General features: G+C 70.3%; 17 protein-coding genes, 1 tRNA gene and 1 pseudogene. 9 read left to right on the forward strand and 10 right to left on the reverse strand.

The window, feature by feature from the left end; all coding sequences use genetic code 11:
* Nucleotides 1–78: 78 nt before the first annotated feature.
* Both ABZT06_RS13250 and ABZT06_RS13255 read right to left on the reverse strand, forming a co-directional pair.
* Nucleotides 79–399, reverse strand: a pseudogene (locus tag ABZT06_RS13250) (hypothetical protein); the annotation flags it as partial.
* A gap of 117 nt (nt 400–516) precedes the next feature.
* Nucleotides 517–1,044 (reverse strand): universal stress protein, encoded by a 528-nt coding sequence (locus ABZT06_RS13255; RefSeq protein ID WP_069764167.1) that lies wholly within the window; start codon nt 1,042–1,044, stop codon nt 517–519.
* A 347-nt stretch (nt 1,045–1,391) separates the two neighbouring features.
* On the opposite strand from ABZT06_RS13255, the gene ABZT06_RS13260 reads away from it, so the two are divergent.
* The 4 genes from ABZT06_RS13260 to ABZT06_RS13275 all read left to right on the forward strand — a co-directional run bounded on the left by ABZT06_RS13260 (nt 1,392) and on the right by ABZT06_RS13275 (nt 4,172).
* On the forward strand, nt 1,392–1,697 hold the full coding sequence (locus ABZT06_RS13260; protein WP_355739260.1) for a hypothetical protein: 306 nt from the start codon (nt 1,392–1,394) through the stop codon (nt 1,695–1,697).
* A gap of 386 nt (nt 1,698–2,083) precedes the next feature.
* Nucleotides 2,084–3,313, forward strand: coding sequence for a helix-turn-helix domain-containing protein (locus ABZT06_RS13265; RefSeq protein ID WP_355739263.1), 1,230 nt, complete (start codon nt 2,084–2,086; stop codon nt 3,311–3,313).
* A 103-nt stretch (nt 3,314–3,416) separates the two neighbouring features.
* Nucleotides 3,417–4,019, forward strand: coding sequence for an oligoribonuclease (gene orn / locus ABZT06_RS13270; RefSeq protein WP_355739266.1), 603 nt, complete (start codon nt 3,417–3,419; stop codon nt 4,017–4,019).
* A 77-nt stretch (nt 4,020–4,096) separates the two neighbouring features.
* Nucleotides 4,097–4,172: transfer RNA gene (locus tag ABZT06_RS13275), tRNA-His, on the forward strand.
* A gap of 49 nt (nt 4,173–4,221) precedes the next feature.
* Here ABZT06_RS13275 and ABZT06_RS13280 read toward each other — a convergent pair.
* Nucleotides 4,222–5,097, reverse strand: coding sequence for a LysR family transcriptional regulator (locus ABZT06_RS13280; RefSeq protein WP_355739269.1), 876 nt, complete (start codon nt 5,095–5,097; stop codon nt 4,222–4,224).
* Between the two features lie 164 nt (nt 5,098–5,261).
* Between ABZT06_RS13280 and ABZT06_RS13285 the strand changes: the two genes are divergently transcribed.
* Nucleotides 5,262–6,158 carry an SDR family oxidoreductase gene (locus ABZT06_RS13285; protein ID WP_355739272.1) on the forward strand — a complete coding sequence of 299 codons (897 nt, stop codon included), beginning with the start codon at nt 5,262–5,264 and terminating at the stop codon, nt 6,156–6,158.
* A gap of 45 nt (nt 6,159–6,203) precedes the next feature.
* Here the strand turns inward: ABZT06_RS13285 and ABZT06_RS13290 are convergent, their stop codons facing one another.
* From ABZT06_RS13290 to ABZT06_RS13300, 3 genes are all read right to left on the reverse strand, one after another.
* A complete protein-coding gene (locus tag ABZT06_RS13290; protein ID WP_355739275.1) occupies nt 6,204–6,983 on the reverse strand; it encodes a serine/threonine protein kinase in 780 nt (259 codons plus the stop codon).
* 63 nt (nt 6,984–7,046) lie between these two features.
* Nucleotides 7,047–8,102 (reverse strand): LacI family DNA-binding transcriptional regulator, encoded by a 1,056-nt coding sequence (locus ABZT06_RS13295; RefSeq protein WP_355739278.1) that lies wholly within the window; start codon nt 8,100–8,102, stop codon nt 7,047–7,049.
* A gap of 98 nt (nt 8,103–8,200) precedes the next feature.
* Complete coding sequence (locus ABZT06_RS13300) at nt 8,201–9,502, reverse strand: transposase (protein ID WP_355739281.1); 1,302 nt, start codon at nt 9,500–9,502, stop codon at nt 8,201–8,203.
* A 354-nt stretch (nt 9,503–9,856) separates the two neighbouring features.
* Here ABZT06_RS13300 and ABZT06_RS13305 point away from each other — a divergent pair, with 354 nt between their 5' ends.
* The 4 genes from ABZT06_RS13305 to ABZT06_RS13320 all read left to right on the forward strand — a co-directional run bounded on the left by ABZT06_RS13305 (nt 9,857) and on the right by ABZT06_RS13320 (nt 14,669).
* Nucleotides 9,857–11,185 (forward strand): extracellular solute-binding protein, encoded by a 1,329-nt coding sequence (locus ABZT06_RS13305; protein WP_355739284.1) that lies wholly within the window; start codon nt 9,857–9,859, stop codon nt 11,183–11,185.
* Between the two features lie 5 nt (nt 11,186–11,190).
* On the forward strand, nt 11,191–12,204 hold the full coding sequence (locus ABZT06_RS13310) for a sugar ABC transporter permease (protein WP_355739349.1): 1,014 nt from the start codon (nt 11,191–11,193) through the stop codon (nt 12,202–12,204).
* 11 nt (nt 12,205–12,215) lie between these two features.
* Complete coding sequence (locus tag ABZT06_RS13315) at nt 12,216–13,124, forward strand: carbohydrate ABC transporter permease (protein WP_355739287.1); 909 nt, start codon at nt 12,216–12,218, stop codon at nt 13,122–13,124.
* Between the two features lie 105 nt (nt 13,125–13,229).
* A complete protein-coding gene (locus ABZT06_RS13320; RefSeq protein WP_355739290.1) occupies nt 13,230–14,669 on the forward strand; it encodes a GH1 family beta-glucosidase in 1,440 nt (479 codons plus the stop codon).
* Between the two features lie 67 nt (nt 14,670–14,736).
* Here the strand turns inward: ABZT06_RS13320 and ABZT06_RS13325 are convergent, their stop codons facing one another.
* The 4 genes from ABZT06_RS13325 to ABZT06_RS13340 all read right to left on the reverse strand — a co-directional run.
* Nucleotides 14,737–15,837, reverse strand: a complete 1,101-nt coding sequence (locus ABZT06_RS13325) for a hypothetical protein (RefSeq protein WP_355739292.1) — start codon at nt 15,835–15,837, stop codon at nt 14,737–14,739.
* Between the two features lie 75 nt (nt 15,838–15,912).
* Nucleotides 15,913–17,901, reverse strand: a complete 1,989-nt coding sequence (locus tag ABZT06_RS13330) for a beta-galactosidase (protein WP_355739295.1) — start codon at nt 17,899–17,901, stop codon at nt 15,913–15,915.
* On the reverse strand, nt 17,898–19,211 hold the full coding sequence (locus tag ABZT06_RS13335) for a glycoside hydrolase family 36 protein (protein WP_355739298.1): 1,314 nt from the start codon (nt 19,209–19,211) through the stop codon (nt 17,898–17,900). The genes ABZT06_RS13330 and ABZT06_RS13335 overlap by 4 nt, the downstream gene beginning before the upstream one ends.
* A gap of 26 nt (nt 19,212–19,237) precedes the next feature.
* A partial coding sequence (locus tag ABZT06_RS13340; RefSeq protein WP_355739301.1) for a carbohydrate ABC transporter permease occupies nt 19,238–19,714 on the reverse strand: 477 nt, incomplete at its 5' end.

Consider the following 19,714-nt stretch of genomic DNA (forward strand, 5'->3'; position numbering starts at 1 on the left):
GACCCCCACGTGATGCCACCTGGCACGGGGGGTCCGTCTCAGTCGCCGGGGAGCCGCCCAACTCCCCGGCCCGCGCGGCTAACCGGTGGCCGTCACGCCCCGGCCGGCAGCACGTCGGGGAAGCACCGTGGGCCAGTGCGCGAGCGCCGCGGCCCCCGCGACCACGGCGAACCAGCCCCCGACCTTGGCGGGACCGTCGTTGTCGGCGAACACACCGATCGCGAGCAGCACCAGGCAGACGAAGAACAACGCGTAGGCGCCCTGGGCGAGTTGATCGGGGCCTGCGAGGGTGAGCAAGTCACCGTCGCGGAAGGCGAGCAGTCCGGCCACAAAAAGGGCAACGCCCCCCACGTACCGGGCGATTGACATGGCGTCAGCGGCCGCCGTCACGTTGTCCACGGCGGGCTCCCTTCGTGCGGGTGCAGGGGTGCGTTGACCGGTATATGCCCTTCACAAAGGCACAAACACCTCTGCGCACGAGTGAAATTCGTCTGTTTCACCTGAGAGAACGGCGAGTCAGGGAATGACGATGACGGGCCGCTTCGCCCGCTTGGCGAGCCGCCCCGCGACGGAGCCGAAGATGCGCCCCACGATGCCGTGGGTGGAGCCGACGACGATCGCGTCCGCCTCGTACTCCCGCCCGACCTCTTCGAGTTCGTGGCAGATGTCCCCGCCGCGCTCGACGAGGATCCAGGGCACCTCCGCCAGGTACTCCGCGCAGGCGAGCTCCAGACCGAGCACCTCGGTGCGGTGGTCCGGCACGTCGACGAAGACCGGTGGCTCGCAGCCGGCCCACACGGTGGTGGGCAGCCGGTTGGCGACATGCACGATGATCAGGCCCGAGCCGGAGCGATGGGCCATGCCGATCGCGTACGCGAGGGCGCGCTCGCTGGATGTGGAGCCGTCGAAGCCGACCACGACGCCGTGCTTGAAGGCGGGGTCGCAGGAATGGCGTGGCTCTTCCGCCGCCAGGGGCTCGGCCGCCGTAGGGTCGGCGACGGGCCGCTTGCGGTCCGCAGGTTCGAAGAATTCGTGACCGGCCATGGCTGTCTCGGCGTTGTGATCCTTGTGTGGGAGGGACGACCCTGTGCGGCGGAGCCGTGTCCGGGAATCATCTTCCCCACCCCATACCCTCAAGGGTACGGCGCCACGCCTCCTTAGCCCAGAGCCCGCCCACGGTCTGTGGGGGTTCCAGGGAGCATGCACGAGGGGGCGCCCGTAACGCAATGGTTGCTGCGCTGTACAGGCGGTTTGCACAGGATTCACGCTGCGGCCCCGGCCCCGGACCACCGGAGGGCCCCCCGGACGGCCCCTCGACACAGTGACCGAAGGGTCGAACACGCGTTGAACCCGTGAGCCACACCGCGGGGAGACGCCACAGGGAGCACGCGATGACCGGACACCGACCGCCCTCCGAGGACTCCACCACGGACGTGGTCCGATGGGCGGCGTTCAGCTGCGTCCTCGTCCCCGTGGTGCTCGTCTGGTACGGCACCTCACTGGCCGGCGCGACGGGCACCGCCCTCGGTCTCGCCGCCGTCACGGCCGTCTGCCGTATCCTCCTGCGCCAGTCGGAGCGCGGCGCGGCCCGACTGCACGCCGAGGAGCGGGCGCCCCGTCGTGGCCGTCATCACAGGAGTGGTACCGGGGCCCGTCGAGGCGGTCGTCACACCGGGGGAACTACACCGGGCGGCTGACCGGTTTCCATGCACCCGGACGATTCTTTTCAGCCAACTTCCGCCTTGGGCGTGTCCCTTGGTCCGACCACCCCCCAACCCCCGTTCCACCTGCACGGATAGGGTCTCCGGGGCCTCGTGCACCCTACGTGGATTAGCCACTGCCACAAGGCGCACTTCCCTGCACGGCCCACGAGTGCAACGCTTCGTGATCGAATGCTTTACGCCAAGTTGCCATGTCGACAATGTGCCGGATGACGAACTGGTCACGCCGACACCACGGGACACAGTAGATTCGATCTTGACGTCTTACGGCGGGGGACTCGTGCAGGACCGAGGGGAAACGTGCTGGAGCGACATGCCCGACAAGTTAGGGGCGCCGCGACCACCGAGGGGGGCTTAGCAGGATGAGCCACGACTCCACTGCCGCGCCGGAAGCCGCGGCCCGGAAGCTTTCCGGGCGACGCCGCAAGGAGATCGTCGCGGTGCTGCTGTTCAGCGGCGGCCCCATTTTCGAGAGTTCCATACCGTTGTCGGTGTTCGGGATTGACCGCCAGGACGCCGGCGTGCCGCGCTACCGCCTTTTGGTGTGCGGCGGCGAGGAAGGCCCACTGCGGACCACAGGGGGCCTGGAACTCACCGCACCGCATGGCCTGGAAGCGATCTCACGCGCCGGGACGGTCGTCGTACCGGCCTGGCGTTCGATCACTTCACCGCCACCGGAGGAGGCGCTCGACGCTCTGCGCCGGGCGCACGAGGAAGGCGCCCGCATAGTCGGGCTGTGCACCGGCGCCTTCGTGCTGGCGGCGGCGGGCCTGCTGGACGGCCGCCCCGCGACGACACACTGGATGTACGCGCCGACGCTGGCCAAGCGCTACCCGTCGGTGCACGTGGATCCACGAGAACTCTTCGTGGACGACGGCGACGTACTGACCTCGGCCGGTACCGCGGCCGGAATCGACCTCTGTCTCCACATCGTGCGGACGGACCACGGCAACGAGGCGGCCGGCGCGCTGGCCCGCCGACTGGTGGTCCCGCCGCGCCGCTCGGGCGGTCAGGAGCGCTACCTCGACAGGTCTTTACCGGAGGAGATCGGCGCCGACCCGCTCGCCGAGGTCGTCGCCTGGGCGCTGGAGCACCTCCACGAGCAGTTCGACGTGGAGACGCTGGCGGCGCGGGCGTACATGAGCCGTCGTACGTTCGACCGCCGGTTCCGCTCGCTGACGGGTTCGGCCCCGCTTCAGTGGCTGATCACCCAGCGGGTGCTGCAGGCGCAGCGGCTCCTGGAGACGTCGGACTACTCGGTGGACGAGGTCGCGGGCCGCTGCGGCTTCCGCTCGCCGGTGGCGCTGCGCGGGCACTTCCGGCGGCAGCTGGGCTCGTCCCCGGCCGCCTACCGGGCCGCGTACCGGGCCCGCCGGCCGCAGGGCGACAAGCCCGTGGACAGCGACGGTCCGGTGGGGGGCCCGACGGGCCCCGCGCCCAGCGCGCCCGTGCCGCTGCACCCGGAGAGCGGCCCGGTACCGCTCCAGACCCGCCGCACCCCCGCCCCCGTGGGCCCGCACTCCGACAACGGCCGCGAGCTGTACGTCGGCGGCGGCCGGGCGAGCCTGCCGGGGCAGCGCAGCGGAGCGTGACGTCCTGACGCCGGGCGCGGCCGTGAGGGTCCGCCCGGCGTTCCCGGTGCCCGGCACCGACAGGGGGCGCCACAAAAGCAGACGTCAGCCGTAGGGTGTTCGCATGAACGATCGCATGGTGTGGATCGACTGCGAGATGACCGGCCTCTCGCTGTCCGACGACGCGCTCATCGAGGTTGCCGCCCTCGTCACCGACTCCGAGCTCAACGTGCTCGGTGACGGTGTGGACATCGTCATCCGCCCGCCGGACCAGGCGCTGGAGACGATGCCGGAGGTGGTGCGTCAGATGCACACCGCGTCCGGACTGCTCGAGGAGCTGTCCGGCGGCACCACCCTCGCCGACGCCGAGGAGCAGGTCCTCTCCTACGTCCGCGAGCACGTCAAGGACCCCGGCAAGGCCCCGCTGTGCGGCAACTCCGTCGGCACCGACCGCGGCTTCCTGCTGAGGGACATGCCCACCCTGGAGGACTACCTCCACTACCGGATCGTGGACGTCAGCTCCGTCAAGGAGCTCGCCCGGCGCTGGTACCCGCGGGCCTACTTCAACAGCCCGGACAAGAACGGCAACCACCGCGCCCTCGCCGACATCCGCGAGTCCATCGCGGAACTGCGCTACTACCGCGAGGCGATCTTCGTCCCGCAGCCCGGACCCGACTCCGACACCGCCAAGACGATCGCCGCGAAGCACGTGCTGCCTGCGCGGTAAAAGCCGGGCGCGAGCACCCCTTCAGACCCTGTACACTTTTTCTCGGCCGGTCGGAGAAATCCGAACAGCCGAACATGGTGGGTGTAGCTCAGTTGGTAGAGCACCTGGTTGTGGTCCAGGTGGCCGCGGGTTCAAGTCCCGTCACTCACCCCATTCACCTCAGCCGGTGACCTTGGAGACAAGGTCACCGGCTGAGGTCGTTTCAGGAGCCGGGCGCCTTGAGGACGGCCTGCGCGACCTTGCGGAAGGCCGCGACCAGCCGGCTCCGGTCCTCGGTGCGGGTCGCGAGGACGACATGGGCCGGCTCGACACCGTGCAGCGGGATCGCGGTGACGTCGGGGCGGATCCCACCGGCCCGGGGCAACGCCGTGATGGCGAGGGCCTGTCCGGAGGCGACGAGTTCGAACTTGTCCTCCAGGGCGTCGGCCAGGGGTCCGTCGGGTGCCGGGCTGCCGTCCGGACGCGGGTCGATGCGCCAGTACGCGTTCCAGGTCTCGTCGGCCACCCGGACCAGCGGCTCGTCGGCGATGTCGTCGAGGGTGACGGACTCCTTGCCGGCGAGGCGATGGGTGACCGGGAGCACCAGCGCCCGGGGTTCGCCGTACAGGACCGTCACCTGTGCCCCGTCGACCGGGAAGGGGAGCCGGGTCACCAACGCGTCGACCTTGAGTTCGGGCAGGGCCGTCATCCGCTCGCCCCAGCCGATGTGCGCGGTCCTGACGTCGGCGTCCGGGAACCGCTCGCACAGTGCGCGCACCGCCGGCGTGACGATGATCCCCGCCGTGTACCCCACGGTGATCCGGCTCGGCTCGGCGGCCGCCCGGGTGAGGCTCGCCGCCTGAGCCGCCGAACGCAGCAGCGCCTTCGCCCGGGGCAGGAAGACCTCCCCCGCCTCGGTGAGCCTGCTCCCCTGCGGGGTCCGCTCCAGCAGCCGGGCGCCCAGCTGCTGCTCGAGGCGCCTGATCTGCCGGCTCAGCGACGGCTGGGTGATGTGCAGCGCGTCGGCGGCCCGCCCGAAGTGCCGGTGCTCGGCGACGGCCGTGAAGTACCGGACCAGCCGGAGGTCGAGGTCGGTCATGCCTGGAGCGTACGCCCGTGTCCGCAGCCGATTCGCACCGAAAACCCTCTCCACCTGCGGTCATGCCTGTTCCGTATTGCGTCATGCGAAACAGGCTTTGGACTGGCGTAGCCCCGCCTTCGCACGCTGTGAGAGGAATTCACTCGTCACAGCGAAGGATCACCATGCGTGTATTCGTCACCGGTGCGACCGGCTTCGTCGGTTCCGCCGTCACCCGTGAACTTCTGAGCGCCGGGCACGAGGTCGTGGGCCTGGCCCGTTCGGACCGGTCCGCGCAGGCGCTGAAGGCCGTCGGAGCGGAGGTGCACCGCGGCGACCTGACCGACCTCGACAGTCTGCAACGGGGTGCCGAGGCGGCCGACGGCGTCGCCCACCTGGCCTTCATCCACGACTTCACCAACCTGGGCGCCTCGGGCGAGGCCGACCTCAGGGCGATCGAGGCCATCGGCGGGGTGCTCGAAGGCACCGGCAAGCCCTTCGTGGTCACCTCGGGACTGCTGACCGCGCCGGGACGCGTCGGCACCGAGGAGGACCCTGCCGACCCGGACTCCCCCGCCAAGCACCGGCACGCCTCGGAGTCCGCGGCGCTCGCGCTCGCCGAGCACGGGGTGCGCTCGTCGGTGCTGCGGCTTCCCCCGAGCGTGCACGGCGAGGGCGACATCGGCTTCGTGCCCATGTTCATCGACTTCGCACGCGACAAGGGCGTCTCCGCCATGGTGGGCGACGGCTCCAACCGCTGGGCGGCCGTCCACCGACTGGACGCGGCCCGCTTGTTCCGGCTCGCGCTGGAGGCGGCACCGGCGGGCGTGCGGCTGCACGCGATCGGGGACGAGGGGGTGCCGTTCCGTGAGATCGCCGAGACGATCGGGCGGGGACTCGATGTGCCGGTCGCGAGCGTGGCCCCCGCGGAGGCCACCGACCACTTCGGCTGGCTCGGCCGGTTCGCCGCCATCGACATGCGGGCCTCGGGCGCACTCACGCAGAAGCTGCTCGGCTGGCGGCCGGAGCAGCCCGCGCTGCTCCCGGACCTGGCGGCGGGCCACTACTTCGACAAGGCCTGAGTCACTCGGTTACGGCCTTCAGGACCGACCGCCTGAGCCGCCGCGCTACGACACCGCCCGCCACGCCTCCACCAACTCCCGTACGCTGCCGAACCGTTCGCCCGGTTCGGGACGCGTGGCCCGTGCTACGACCGCGAGCTGTGCGCGGGTACCGCGGAAGGCGTCCTCGCCCGGGCCGGCGTCCAGGAGGAGGCGGGCGGTGCGGCCGAGGACGTGGACGGTGGTGCGGGTGTCGATGATGGCGCCGCGCCGCCACTCCTCGGGAGCCATGAAGCGGGCGGAGCCGGGAAGCCGGTCCTCGGCCAGGACGAACGGGCCCGGGCGGTACTCGTCGAGGTCGATGAGGCGGAGCTCGTGGGCGTCGAAGTCGTAGAGAAGGGCACCGTCGTAGAGGTCGACGGCGACCTGGCCCGCGGCCTCGACGGCGAGGTGGGCGTCCAGGACCCGGTCCACGGCGTGGTGGACGCGGGCGAGCGGCAGGGCACGGAAGCGGGCGCGGGCCGTCGGGTCGTAGAGGATCTCGCCGTCGTGCCACGGCATGACGACGGCCGTACGGCGGTCTCCGACGCCGATCCGGTGCGACTGGGGGACGATCGCCGGATGCCGGACCGTCCCGTGGAAGGCCCAGGCACGGTCGAGGGAGCTCTGGGCCCGGTCGGTGGTGGCCTCCTTCACGAACCAGCGGGTGCCGTCGGGGAGCCGCACGCCGTGGGAGATGCAGCCGGAATCCTGTTCGCGGAAGGACCGGAACACCTCGCCCACGCTCCGCAGGTACGGCTCGGACTCGGGGATCTCGTCAACGTCCAGCAGGGGATGGGCAGTCACGGGTGATCCTTGCGTTCAACCTCTTGATGCCGCTGTGGCTGGTGGTCGGGTCGGACGAAGAGGTCAGGACGAGGCCCGAGCCACCAGTTCGGTGGCCAGAACCACCTGGCGGCGCTCCAGTCCCCGGGACACCGCCGGGCGGCGGTCGGCGATCTCCGAGAGCAGGAGGTCGATCATGTGGCGGCCCATCTCCTCGATGGGCTGGCGGACGCTGGTGAGGGGCGGGTCCATGTGGCGCGCTATGGCCGAGTCGTCGTAGCCGATCAGGGCCACGTCCGAGGGGATGCCGAGGCCCTCCTCGCGCAGCACCTGGCGGGCGCCGGCCGCCATGACGTCGGAGCCGGCGAAGACCGCGTCCAGGTCCGGACGGCGGGCCAGCAGCTTCGTCATCGCCCGGCGACCGCCCTCCTCCGTGAAGTCACCGGCCTCGATCAGCCGCTCGTCCACCTCGTGGCCCGCGTCGCGCAGCGCGTCCCGGTAGCCGTCGACGCGCCGCTGGGCGCCGTAGACGTCGAGGCGGCCTGTGATGTGCGCGATCGTGCGGCGGCCGCCGGCGAGCAGGTGCTCCACGGCCGAGCGGCCGCCGCCGTAGTTGTCGGAGTCGACGGAGGGCAGCGTCTCCGCGGCCGAGCGCGGGCCGCTGATCACGGCCGGGATCTCCAGCTGGGCCAGCAGGTCGGGCAGCGGGTCGTCGGCGTGGACCGACACCAGCAGCACGCCGTCCACCCGGTGCGCGGCCAGGTACTGGGCGAGCCGGCGGCGTTCGCGGTCGCTACCCGCGAAGATCAGCAGGAGCTGCATCTCGGTCTCCGAGATCTCCGCGCCGACGCCCTTGAGCATGTCCGAGAAGTACGGCTCCGCGAAGAACCGCGTCTCCGGCTCGGGCACGACCAGCGCGATCGCGTCCGTGCGGTTCGCCGCCAGGGCGCGCGCGGCCGTGTTCGGGACGTACCCGAGCTCCGCCACCGCCGCCTCGACCGCCGCGCGGGTGGCGTCACTGACCCGGGGCGAGCCGTTGATCACCCGGGAAACGGTGCCCCGGCCGACGCCGGCGCGCGCGGCGACCTCCTCGAGGGTGGGCCGGCCACCGCTCCGGCTCCGCGCTCCGTGGCTTGCCATGGGCTCCGCCTTCCCACCGTGTATCTAAGCTGGCCTGGAATTTAACAGTCCCGCGTGTGGGCGTGACTGTCGCGGGGGCCACCTCCACCGTGCCCCGCTCAGACCTGATCGGCCTGACCCTCAAACGCTGACAGCCTCGGTGGGCCGGTAACGGGGTCAGCCGCCCGCCGCTTGCGCGGCAAAGCTTGCGTGGCGGGCACCACTGGCGGTGATGCTTCGCCCGCGTTCAGCCGTCCCCGTCCGGGGCCGGCAGGGGCCACTGACCGGGCCCCGCTTCGCCACAACTCCCACGCACGGGCGCGGATGTTGCGGGAGCTGTTCCGGTCCGCGTGATCAACGAATCCGCAGGACCGGCACGCGAACCACGCCTGGGAGACCCGGTTCGCCTTGTCCACGTGGCCGCACTCGGCGCAGGTGCGCGAGGTGTACGCCGGATCGACGTACACCACCGGCACACCCGCCCGGCGGGCCTTGTACGCGATGAACCTCCCCAACTGGGCGAAGGCCCAAGAGTGGAGCGTGGCCCGTTGGGGCTTACGAAGCCGTACCCGCTCGCGGATGCCTGTCAGGTCCTCCAGGGCTATCCCACGACCGGTGCGTTCCGCCTCGGCCACCAGATGTTTCGCGATCTTGTGATTGATGTCCCGAGTCCGCCGCGCCGCCTTCCGGCGTCGACACTGCGCGCGTCGTTTCGCGGACTTCGTGCCCTTCTTCTGAAGCTTCCTCCGCAGCGCGCCCTCAAGGCCCTGCGAGCGGTTGAGCCGACGCCCGGACATGATCTCGCCATCACTGGTGGTAGCGATGTTCACAATCCCCAGGTCGACTCCGAGGAAGTCCACAGGGCTGTTGAGCGCCGCTTCCGGCACCTCGCACGTGGCCAGCAGGAACCAGGCCTCGTCGCGGTGCACCAGATCCGACTCGCCCCTGCGGTACCGGGACAACCTGGCGAGTTGCTCAGGACCGCACACGAAGGCGATGCCCTTGAGCCTGCCACGCGTCGTCCACACAGAGACGGTGCGCGCTTCCGTCTGCCAGGAGAGCATCCGGTCGTCGTAAGGTTGCGCAGATTCCGGACGGAACGCGAGGGGGCGCTTCGCATCCCTCGGCTTCCGTTTCGGGTTTCGCTTGCCGGGACTGTGTGCGTTCAGGTTTGCATGCAGAGCTGTGTATGCGTCAGCCGTCTTCTTGATCACGTGCTGGGCAGCCTGCGCGCCCAGCCCCCACCGGCTCTTGAGTTCCGTATAGCAGTGCTTGCGCAGTGTGAAGTTCTTGTACACCGAGTTCTCGAACGCGACCTTGGCCACCCATGAGGCGGCTTCGTTGCAGGCGCGCAGGGTCGTCTCGAGAGCCGCCGCCTGAACAGGTGTCGGCAGGAGTTTGACCTGCACGACCAGCTTCACGACAAGGAAGCTATCGACGCCACGACTACGTCGCATGAGAACAGATCAGCCTCCCTCGAATGAGTGATCGCCACCGCACAGTCTCCGTCCGCCCGCTTCGACGGCGCCACCCTCCGCAGCGGCCAAAGTCCCGCCCCAGCGAAGGAAACATCTCAAACCGATATCGCCCTGCACGCTCCCTTGACACCCTCGCTCCGAGCCGCGAACCTTCAACACATCACTTGTGGGAGCGCTCCCACGGTACCTGACACATAAATATCCCGCACGTTCCCCGCCCGAGCCGCAGCAAGAACTAACGGGTCCAACAACGCAGTTGGCCGGGGGGTCGGCACGTCAGGGCAACAGGAGGACGCAATGCGAGCACGTACCCGAATCGCCCGCAAGGCGCTGGTCCTCGCGGCCGTCGCGTCGCTGGGCACCGGGCTGCTGGCCGGCTGTGCCGACGACGGAAACGACGGAGACAGTTCCGGCTCGTCGGACGGCGGCGGCAAGGGCAAGACCACGATCACCGTGGGCCTGTTCGGCACCATGGGCTTCAAGGAAGCCGGCCTCTACGCCGAGTACGAGAAGCTCCACCCGAACATCAAGATCAGCCAGAACGTCATCGAGCGGAACGAGAACTACTACCCGCCGCTCGTCAACCACCTCACCACCAACAGCGGTCTGATGGACGTCCAGGCCGTCGAGGTCGCGAACATCGCCGAGGTCACCGCCACGCAGGCGGACAAGCTCACGGACATGTCCAAGGTCGCGGGCGTGGACAAGAGCAACTGGCTGGACTGGAAGTGGCAGCAGGCCACGACGAAGGACGGTCAGACGATCGGCCTGGGCACGGACGTCGGTCCGATGGCGATCTGCTACCGCAAGGACCTCTTCCAGCAGGCCGGTCTGCCCACGGAGCCCGACAAGGTCGCCGCGCTGTGGGCGGGCGACTGGTCCAAGCTCGTCGACGTCGGCGAGCAGTACAAGGCGAAGGCGCCCAAGGGCACCTACTTCATGGACTCCCCCGGTGGTCTGCTCAACGCGATCCTGAGCAGCGAGAAGGAGAAGTTCTACGACGCCTCCGGCAAGGTCATCTACAAGACCAACCCCGCCATCCGCGCCGGGTTCAACCTGACCGCCAAGGCCGCCCAGGAGGGTCTGGTCCAGCCTCAGACGCAGTTCCAGCCGTCCTGGAACACCACGATAGCCAAGAGCAAGTTCGCCGCGATCGCCTGCCCGCCGTGGATGCTCGGCACGATCAAGGGCAACGCGCAGCCGGACTCGAAGGGCAAGTGGGCCGTGGCCACCTCGCCCAAGAGCGGTAACTGGGGCGGCACCTTCCTGACCGTGCCGAAGAGCGGCAAGCACGTGAAGGAGGCCCAGGAGTTCATCACCTGGCTGACCGCGCCGAAGCAGCAGGCGACGCTGTTCAAGGTGCAGGCGAGCTTCCCGAGCGCCCCGGCCGCCTACACCATGCCCGAAGTCACCGGCGCCACCAACGAGATGACCGGTTCGGACAAGATCGGCCCGGTCTTCGCCGAGGCGGCCAAGTCGGCCCCGGTACAGGTCATCGGCCCGAAGGACCAGATCATCATGCAGGGTCTGTCGGACAACGGCGTCATCCTGGTGACGAAGGGCAAGTCGCCGGTGGAGGCCTGGAACACGGCGGTCAAGACCATCGACAACAACCTGGACCAGTGACCCGTATGGCCACCCGCAACGACATCGCCGCGCCCCCCGCCAAGGAGGGGGGCGCGGCCCCGGGCCGCCCGCCGGCCGACGCGGTATCGCCCGAGGCGGCCAGGAAGCGCGCCCGGCTCTCGCGCCGCTGGCAGCGCGACATGCGCTGGAGCCCGTACGCGTTCGTCTCGCCGTTCTTCCTGCTGTTCATCGCGTTCGGCCTGTTCCCGCTGATCTACACGGGCTGGGCCTCGCTGCACCAGGTGGAACTGACGGCGCCGACCGACATGAGCTGGGTGGGGCTGCGCAACTACACCCGGATCTTCGACGACGAGTTCTTCTGGAACGCGGCGAAGAACACCCTCACCATCGGCATCATCTCGACCGTTCCGCAGCTGCTGATGGCGATGGGCATCGCCCACATCCTCAACTACAAACTGCGCGCCTCGACCTTCTTCCGGGTCGTGATGCTCGCGCCGTACGCGACCTCGATCGCCGCCGCCTCCCTGGTGTTCGTGCTGCTCTTCGGCCGCGACTACGGCATGATCAACTGGGCGCTGCACTTCGTCGGCGTCGACGCGATCGACTGGCAGGGCGACAAGTGGCCCTCGCAGATCGCCGTTTCGACGATCATCGTCTGGCGCTGGACCGGCTACAACGCGCTGATCTATCTGGCGGCGATGCAGGCGATTCCGCTCGACCTGTACGAGTCTGCGGCCCTCGACGGGGCGAGCCGCTGGCGGCAGTTCCTCCATGTGACGCTGCCGTCGCTGCGTCCGACGATCCTGTTCACGGCCGTGGTGTCGACCATCGGGGCGAGCCAGGTGTTCGGCGAGCCGCTGCTGTTCGACGTCAACAAGGGCTCCTCCGGAGGCGCGGAACACCAGTTCCAGACGCTCGGCCTGTACCTGTACGAGCAGGGCTGGGTCAACCAGCACCTGGGCCGCGCCTCGGCGATCGCCTGGACGATGTTCCTGATCCTCATCGTGATCGGCATCGTCAACTACGTCATCTCGCGCCGGTTGCGCGCCAGCAGTTAGGAGAACCGGCCGTGACGACGACCTTGACCAAACCCCCGGCCGACGCGGCGCCCGAGCCGCCCCATCGCTCACGTGGCATGAAGGCCGCGCGCGCGGGCGGGCAGCTGCACGCCGGCCCCATCGCCTATCTCATCCTGGCCGTGTTCAGCATCGTCTCGCTGTTCCCGCTGGTGTGGACGGCGATCGCCGCCTCGCGCGACAACAACCGGCTGGCCGAGTCTCCGCCGCCGTTCTGGTTCGGCGCGAACCTGTTCAAGAACCTCGACATCGCCTGGAACGACGCCAACCTCGGTGAGGCGTTCTTCAACACCACGTTCGTGGCCGGGGTTTCGGCGGTCACCGTCGTCTTCCTGTCGACGATCGCCGGGTTCGCCTTCGCCAAACTGCGGTTCCGCGGGCGGGGCGCCCTGATGCTGCTCGTCATCGGCACGATGATGGTGCCGCCGCAGCTGAGCGTGATCCCCCTGTACATGATGGTCGCCAAGCTCGACTGGACCGACCAGCTCCAGGCGGTGATCTTCCCGTCGCTGGTGAGCGCGTTCGGGGTGTTCTTCATGCGGCAGTACCTGCTCCAGGCGCTGCCGGACGAGATCATCGAGGCGGCCCGGGTGGACGGCGCGAGCAGCTGGCGCGTGGTGTGGCACGTGGTGTTCCCGGCCGCGCGCCCCGCGATGGCCGTGCTCGGCATGTTGGTGTTCGTGCAGACCTGGAACGACTTCCTGTGGCCCTTCCTGGTTCTGACCCAGACCGGTAACCCGACCGTCCAGGTCGCTGTCGCGGGCCTGGGACGCGGCTACACGCCCGACCAGTCCCTGATCATGGCGGGCGCGTTGCTCGGCACGCTGCCGCTGCTGGTCGTCTTCGCGATCTTCGGCAAGCAGATCGTGGGCGGCATCATGCAGGGCGCCGTGAAGGGCTGACCCGTGGCTTCGAGGACCGGGGCAGCGCCGCCCCGGCCTCTCTTCTTCCTCCCCTCCCCCCTCCATCAGTCGGTCTGTTCAACGACCCCCAATGGGAGCGCTTCCATGCCTGAGTCCGAATCGCCGGCGACCCCGGTGACCTTTCCCCCCGCCTTCCTGTGGGGAGCCGCGACCTCCGCCTACCAGATCGAGGGGGCGGTGCGGGAGGACGGCCGTACGCCCTCCATCTGGGACACCTTCAGCCACACCCCGGGCAAGACCGCGGGTGGCGAGCACGGTGACATCGCTGTCGACCACTACCACCGCTACCGCGACGACGTGGCGCTCATGGCCGACCTGGGCCTGACGGCGTACCGCTTCTCGATCTCCTGGTCCCGGGTGCAGCCGACCGGCCGCGGTCCCGCCGTCCAGCGGGGCCTGGACTTCTACCGCCGGCTGGTCGACGAGCTGCTCGCGCACGGCATCAAGCCCGCCGTCACGCTCTACCACTGGGACCTGCCCCAGGAGCTGGAGGACGCGGGCGGCTGGCCGGAGCGTGACACGGCGTACCGTTTCGCGGAGTACGCGCAGATCGTCGGGGAGGCGCTCGGCGACCGCGTGGAGCAGTGGATCACCCTCAACGAGCCGTGGTGCGCGGCCTTCCTGGGCTATGCCTCCGGGGTGCACGCGCCCGGCCGTACCGACCCCGCGGCCTCGCTGAAGGCGGCCCACACGCTGAACCTGGCGCACGGGCTCGGCACTTCGGCCCTGCGCGCCTCGATGCCGGCCCGCAACTCGGTGGCGCTCAGCCTCAACTCCTCGGTGGTCAGGCCCTTCTCGCAGGACGCCGCGGACCTGGCGGCCGCACAGAAGATCGACGACCTGGCCAACGGCGTCTTCCACGGGCCGATCCTGCACGGGGCGTATCCGCAGACGCTGTTCACGGCGACGGAGCTGATCACGGACTGGTCCTTCGTCGAGGACGGCGACCTCGCCCTGATCAACCAGCCGCTCGACGCGCTGGGCCTCAACTACTACACGCCCGCGCTGGTCTCGTCCGCCGACGCGGACACCAGCGGGCCGCGCGCCGACGGTCACGGCAGCAGCGCGCACTCTCCGTGGCCGGGCGCGGACGACGTCACGTTCCACCAGACGCCGGGCGAGCGCACGGAGATGGGCTGGACGATCGACCCGACGGGTCTGCACGACCTGATCATGCGATACACGCGCGAGGCGCCGGGTCTGCCGCTGTACATCACGGAGAACGGCGCGGCCTACGACGACAAGCCCGACCCCGACGGCCGTGTCCACGACCCCGAGCGGATCTCCTATCTGCACGGCCACCTCGCCGCGGTCCGCCGCGCGATCGCCGACGGCGCGGACGTCCGCGGCTACTACCTGTGGTCCCTGCTGGACAACTTCGAGTGGGCGTACGGCTACGAGAAGCGCTTCGGCGCGGTCTATGTCGACTACGCAACGCTGGAGCGGACACCCAAGTCCAGTGCCCTCTGGTACGGCCGGGCGGCACGTTCGGGCACGCTCCCGGAGGTCCACAGCATCCCGTAGCCACCGCGGAGACGGGGGACGGGGAAGGGGCGCGGCAGCCGAGGGGGGTGCCGCGCCCCGCCGCGTCTCACCGCAGTGACGTCACCGCCAGCACCGCGACCAGTGCCACCAGGAGCGCCGAGGCCGTGGCGATCGCGGCGAAGTGGCGGAAGCGTTCCGTCGTGGGGCGGGTGATGACCTTGATGCCGGTGTGGGTGGGGAACGCGAAGTAGTCGCGGTGCGGGTCGGCGTGGACGCGGACGTGGGCCAGGGGGAGGAGGCGCAGGGTCGCGCGGCGGGCCACTTCGTTCTTGCGCGGGGTCAGAAGGGGCGTGAGCAGGGCTTCGTCGGACTCGTCCAGGTCGGCCGGGAGTTTGTCGGTGGTCCTGCGCAGGACGGTCTCGTGCCAGCGGCCGAGGTTGCCCGTCGGGCGTCTGAGGTCCAGCCGACCGAGCCGGCGTTCCCTTGCCCGGTGCGGGTTGTGGTGGATCCAGCCCTCGGTCCATACCGTGAAGCGGCCGGTGCCCCGGCACTCCTGGTGGGTGACGCGTTTGCCGCCCGAGCAGGCGGCGCACTCCACCTGGCCGCTCTTGTGGCAGGCGGGGCAGTCGAGTTGCCGCCGGCCCCGGCACTTCGGGCAGGCCACGTCGGGGACACGGCAGCGCGCGCAGCGGACCCGGGCCGCCCGGTCGGCCGCGCTCGCCCCGGCCCGCAGGTGCGGGGGTCGTCGGGAGCGGGAGCGGCCGGTGCCCTCGCACTCCCAGCAGGCGTCCGGACCGCCCTCGCAGAGGGGGCAGTCGACGAAGCGCACGCAGTCACGGGTACCTCGTCCGCGGCATGCCTCGCACTTGTTCGTACCGCCGTGGCAGTCCGCGCACTGCTCCTCGGTGAGCGACCCCTCGCGCACCAGCAGCCGGGCGCCGGCCTCCTCGGGATCGGTGGGCGCGGGGACCGGATGCGAGCCGATGGCGGTGTAGGTCGGGCGCTTCGCGATGTCGTCCCGGCTGCCCGGCTCCCGCATCGCCCGCTCACCCCGCGTCTCGATGGACCGGACGATACGGAAGTCCAGCAGGACCTGCCAGACCGGGGCCTCGGCGCCTGGACCGGTCGGGCCGCCGGCGACTCCGCGCCGGCGCGCGTGCGCCTCGACCTCCTCGATCACCTCCGCGTCGGACGGTCTTCCGGCCATGGCCGCTCCCCCTGTCGACGACCGGACGGTCGGACGATCAGGGTAGGAGCGGCCCGCCCGGTGGGCAAGGTCGTCTCAGTGTGATTCCCGTACGACCGCCACCTCGCCCGGCGCCACCGTCACCCGGTCGCCGTCGATGCCCTTGCCGCTCAGCAACTCGGTTGCCCGGGAGGCCACTTGCACCTCGGCGTCCCGTTCACCGTGGTTGATGAGGAAGAGGTAGTCGGCGTCCTGGCCGCTGCGCAGCACCGCCTCCACCCCCTCCGGCGTCTCCCGTACCGGCGCCACGCCCGCCTCCGTACGGATGCGGTCCAGCAGAGCCGCCAGCGTCGACGGGTCCGGGTGGGTGGCCAGGTACCAGGCCACGCCGTCGCCGTAGGCGTGCCGGGTCACCGCCGGGACTCCGCTCAGCGGGCCCGAGGTGTACGAGGTCACGGCCTCCGCGCCGGCCGGCCGTACCCGCTCCGACCACAGCGACGCCGTACCCCCGCCGCTCAGCCCCAGGGACTCCCCCGGCAGCAACGGGAACAGTTCGTCCGTGTTGACGCCGAGTGCGTCGCGGAAGGCGCCCGGGTAACCGCCCAGGCGGACATGGCAGTCGGTGTCGACGGCCCCGCTGTGGAAGCCGACGACCAGCGTGCCGCCACCGGCCGCGAAGCCCGTCAGGTTCTGCGCGCCCTCGTCGTCGACCAGGTAGAGGGCGGGGGCGAGGACGAGCCGGTACCGCGAGAGGTCCGCCGAGGGGTGCACGAAGTCCACCGCCACGCCGGAGCGCCACAGCGGCTCGTACCAGGCCCGGACCACATCCAGGTAGCGGACCGACTCGCTGGGCTGGGAGGGGAGTTCCAGGGCCCAGCGGGCGTTCCAGTCCCAGACGACGGCGACCGAGGCGGGGCTCGTGCTGCCCCGCACCTGCGCCAGCGCCTTCAGGTCGGCGCCCAGCGCCACCACGTCACGCCAGATCTGGCTGTCCGTGCCCGCGTGCGGCAGCATCGCCGAGTGCCACTGTTCGGCGCCCGCCTTCGCGGCCCGCCACTGGAAGTAGGCGATGCCGTCGGCGCCCCGGGCGACGTGCGCGAGGGCGTTGCGGCGCAACTCCCCCGCTGTCTTGGCCCGGTTGACCGGCTGCCAGTTCACCGCGCCGGTCGAGTGCTCCATCAGCAGCCACGGGCCGCCCGCCAGCGAGCGGACCAGGTCGCCGCTGAGCGCGATGTCGATCTCCGACTCGGGATCCGTCGACCTCAGGTAGTGGTCGTTGGAGACGACGTCCAGCTCCGGTGCCCAGCGCCAGTAGTCGAGCGCGTCGAAGTTGTACATCACCATGAAGTTGGTGGTGGCGGGCACCGAGGGAGCGGCCTCCCGCAGCACCTCGCGCTCCGCCTTGCACAGCGCCAGCAGCTCGTCGCTGCAGAAGCGCCGCCAGTCCAGCTGGTGGGTCGGGTTGGGCACGGCACCGGTGGCGCGGGGTGGGATGATCTCGTCCCAGTCGTAGTACCACTGGCTCCAGAAGGTCGTACCCCAGGCGTCGTTGAGGGCCGCCAGGTCCCCGTACCGGGCACGCAGCCACCGCCGGAACGACTCGGCGCTCACCTCGCAGTAGCACTCCGCGTTGTGGCAGCCGTACTCGTTGTGGATGTGCCACATCACGACGGCCGGATGGTCGGCGTACCGCTCCCCGAGCACCCGGGCGATCCGCAGGGCCGCCTCCCGGTAGGCGGGGCTGGAGGGGCAGAACGTCTGGCGGCTGCCGTACGACAGTCTCCTGCCGTCCCTGTCGACCGGCAGCGCCTCCGGGTGCTCGCGGAAGAACCAGGCCGGCGGGGCCGCCGTCGGTGTGGCCAGGTCGGCGGCGATGCCGTTCTCGTGGAGCAGCGCGAGGATCCTGTCGAGGCGCGAGAAGTCGTACTCGCCCTCGCGGGGTTCGAGGAGCGCCCACGCGAAGATGTTGACGCTGACCATGTTCACGCCCGCCTCGCGCATGAGGCGTACGTCCTCGGCCCAGACCTCCTCGGGCCACTGCTCGGGGTTGTAGTCGCCGCCGTAGGCGATGCCCTCCGCGATCATCGGACGTCACCGCCGAGCAGGCGGCGGGTCGTCTCCACGCCCCACTGGTCCAGGGACAGCAGGCGGTCGCTGGACGCCATCAGGCCGCCGGTGGCCTCCACGTGGGCCGCCCAGCGCTCGCGGGTCTCCACGGCCGGGCGGGCCATGAGGCAGTCGGGGTCGTTGACCCAGAGCCGGCCGTGCTGCCACTGGCGGCCGACGCCGGTGAACTCGGCCGGGTCCTGGCCGGGCTGGCTGTAGTCGTCCGCCTCGGGGCGGCGGTGCGGGGCCGTGTCGGGGCTGACCCGCATCGCGTCGAACAGGCCGATGGAGGGCAGCGCGGGCGCCCCGCAGCCGAGCAGGTAGGCGTCCTCGCCGATGGCCTCGCGGATCAGCTCGATGCCCGCGCGGTACGCGGTGAGCGCGTCCTCGGAGGAGTGCCGTACGCCTTCCAGCGCCCCCGCGTACAGGAAGTCGGCCTTGAAGTAGTCGTAGCCCTCGGACACCAGCGTCCTGAAGACCGACGCCAGGTACTGGGCCGCTTCGGGGTGGGTGGTGTCCAGGACGCACAGGTCGTGGCCCCAGTTGCGGCCGGCGTGCAGGAAGCCTCCGTCGAGGCCCTGGACCAGCCAGTCGGGGTGCTCGGCGGCCAGGTCACTGGCCGGGTCGACCAGGAAGGGGGCCGTCCAGATGCCGGCGCGCCGGCCCCGCGCCCGGATCGCGTCGGCGATGCCCGCGCGGGAGCGGAAGCGGCCGGAGAGGGTGAGCCAGTCGCCGAGGGCCTTCTGGTAGCCGTCGTCGATCTGGACGACGTCGACGGGCAGGTCGAGGGTGTCCATCGCACGGAGGTTCTCGTGGATGTCGTCCTCGGTGACGCTGGTGAAGTACTCGTACCAGGAGCACCAGACGGTGGGCGCCGGACGGGGGGCCTCGACCCCGAGTCCGGCGGCCCACTCGGCCAGCACCGACTGGATGTCGGTGCCCGTGAACTCCTTCACCGGGCCGTCGGCCGAGACCTCCACCACCGCGCCCTCGGCGACCAGGCGGATCGACGGCACCTCGTGCCGCGGGTCCGGCGCCGCCCACAGCCGTACCGGAGATCCGTCCCCCGGGTCGAGGGCCAGCAGGCCCTCGCCCTGGAAGGCGCCCTCGGGGACGGTGACGCCCGGCCGGTAGCAGACCGTCGCCCAGTTGTCGTTCGTCGGGCGGTACGGCTTGTCACCGAGGGCGTACGCGCCGCTGGGGCTCCAGGACTGCCAGCCCTCCTCGTGGACGCGGGCCCTGACGGGGTCCACGGGCACGGAGGCGAGCGGGGTGAAGGGGTGGGGCACGGTGGTTCTCTCTCAGGTGAGGGCGGTCAGCCCTTGTTGGCGCCGAGGGTCAGTCCGCTGACGAACTGGCGCTGGAGCACGAAGTACACGATCAGGGTGGGGATCGCGGTGAGCAGGGCGCCGGCGGCGACGAGGTTGGGGTCGGTGAAGTACTGGCCGGAGAGGTTGTTGAGTGCCGAGGTGATCGGCATGTTCTCGCCGGTGGAGATCAGCACGATCGCCCAGAAGAAGTCGTTGTAGATCCAGATGGACAACAACGTGCCCAGGGCCGCCATGGCGGGCTTGCACAGCGGCAGCACGATCTGCCAGTACATCCGCCATACCGAGGCACCGTCGACCAGGGCGGCCTCGGTCAGTTCGTGGGGGAGCATCCGCATGTAGTTGCTGAGGACGAAGGCGCAGAAGCCCGACTGGAAGGCCACATGGATCAGTACCAGGCCGAGCGCGGAGTCGTAGAGCTTGCCGCTCATGGTGACGCCGGGCAGGTCGATGAGCAGGTACAT

It is taken from the genome of Streptomyces sp. NPDC005483, assembly GCF_040606035.1.
Lineage (GTDB): Bacteria > Actinomycetota > Actinomycetes > Streptomycetales > Streptomycetaceae > Streptomyces.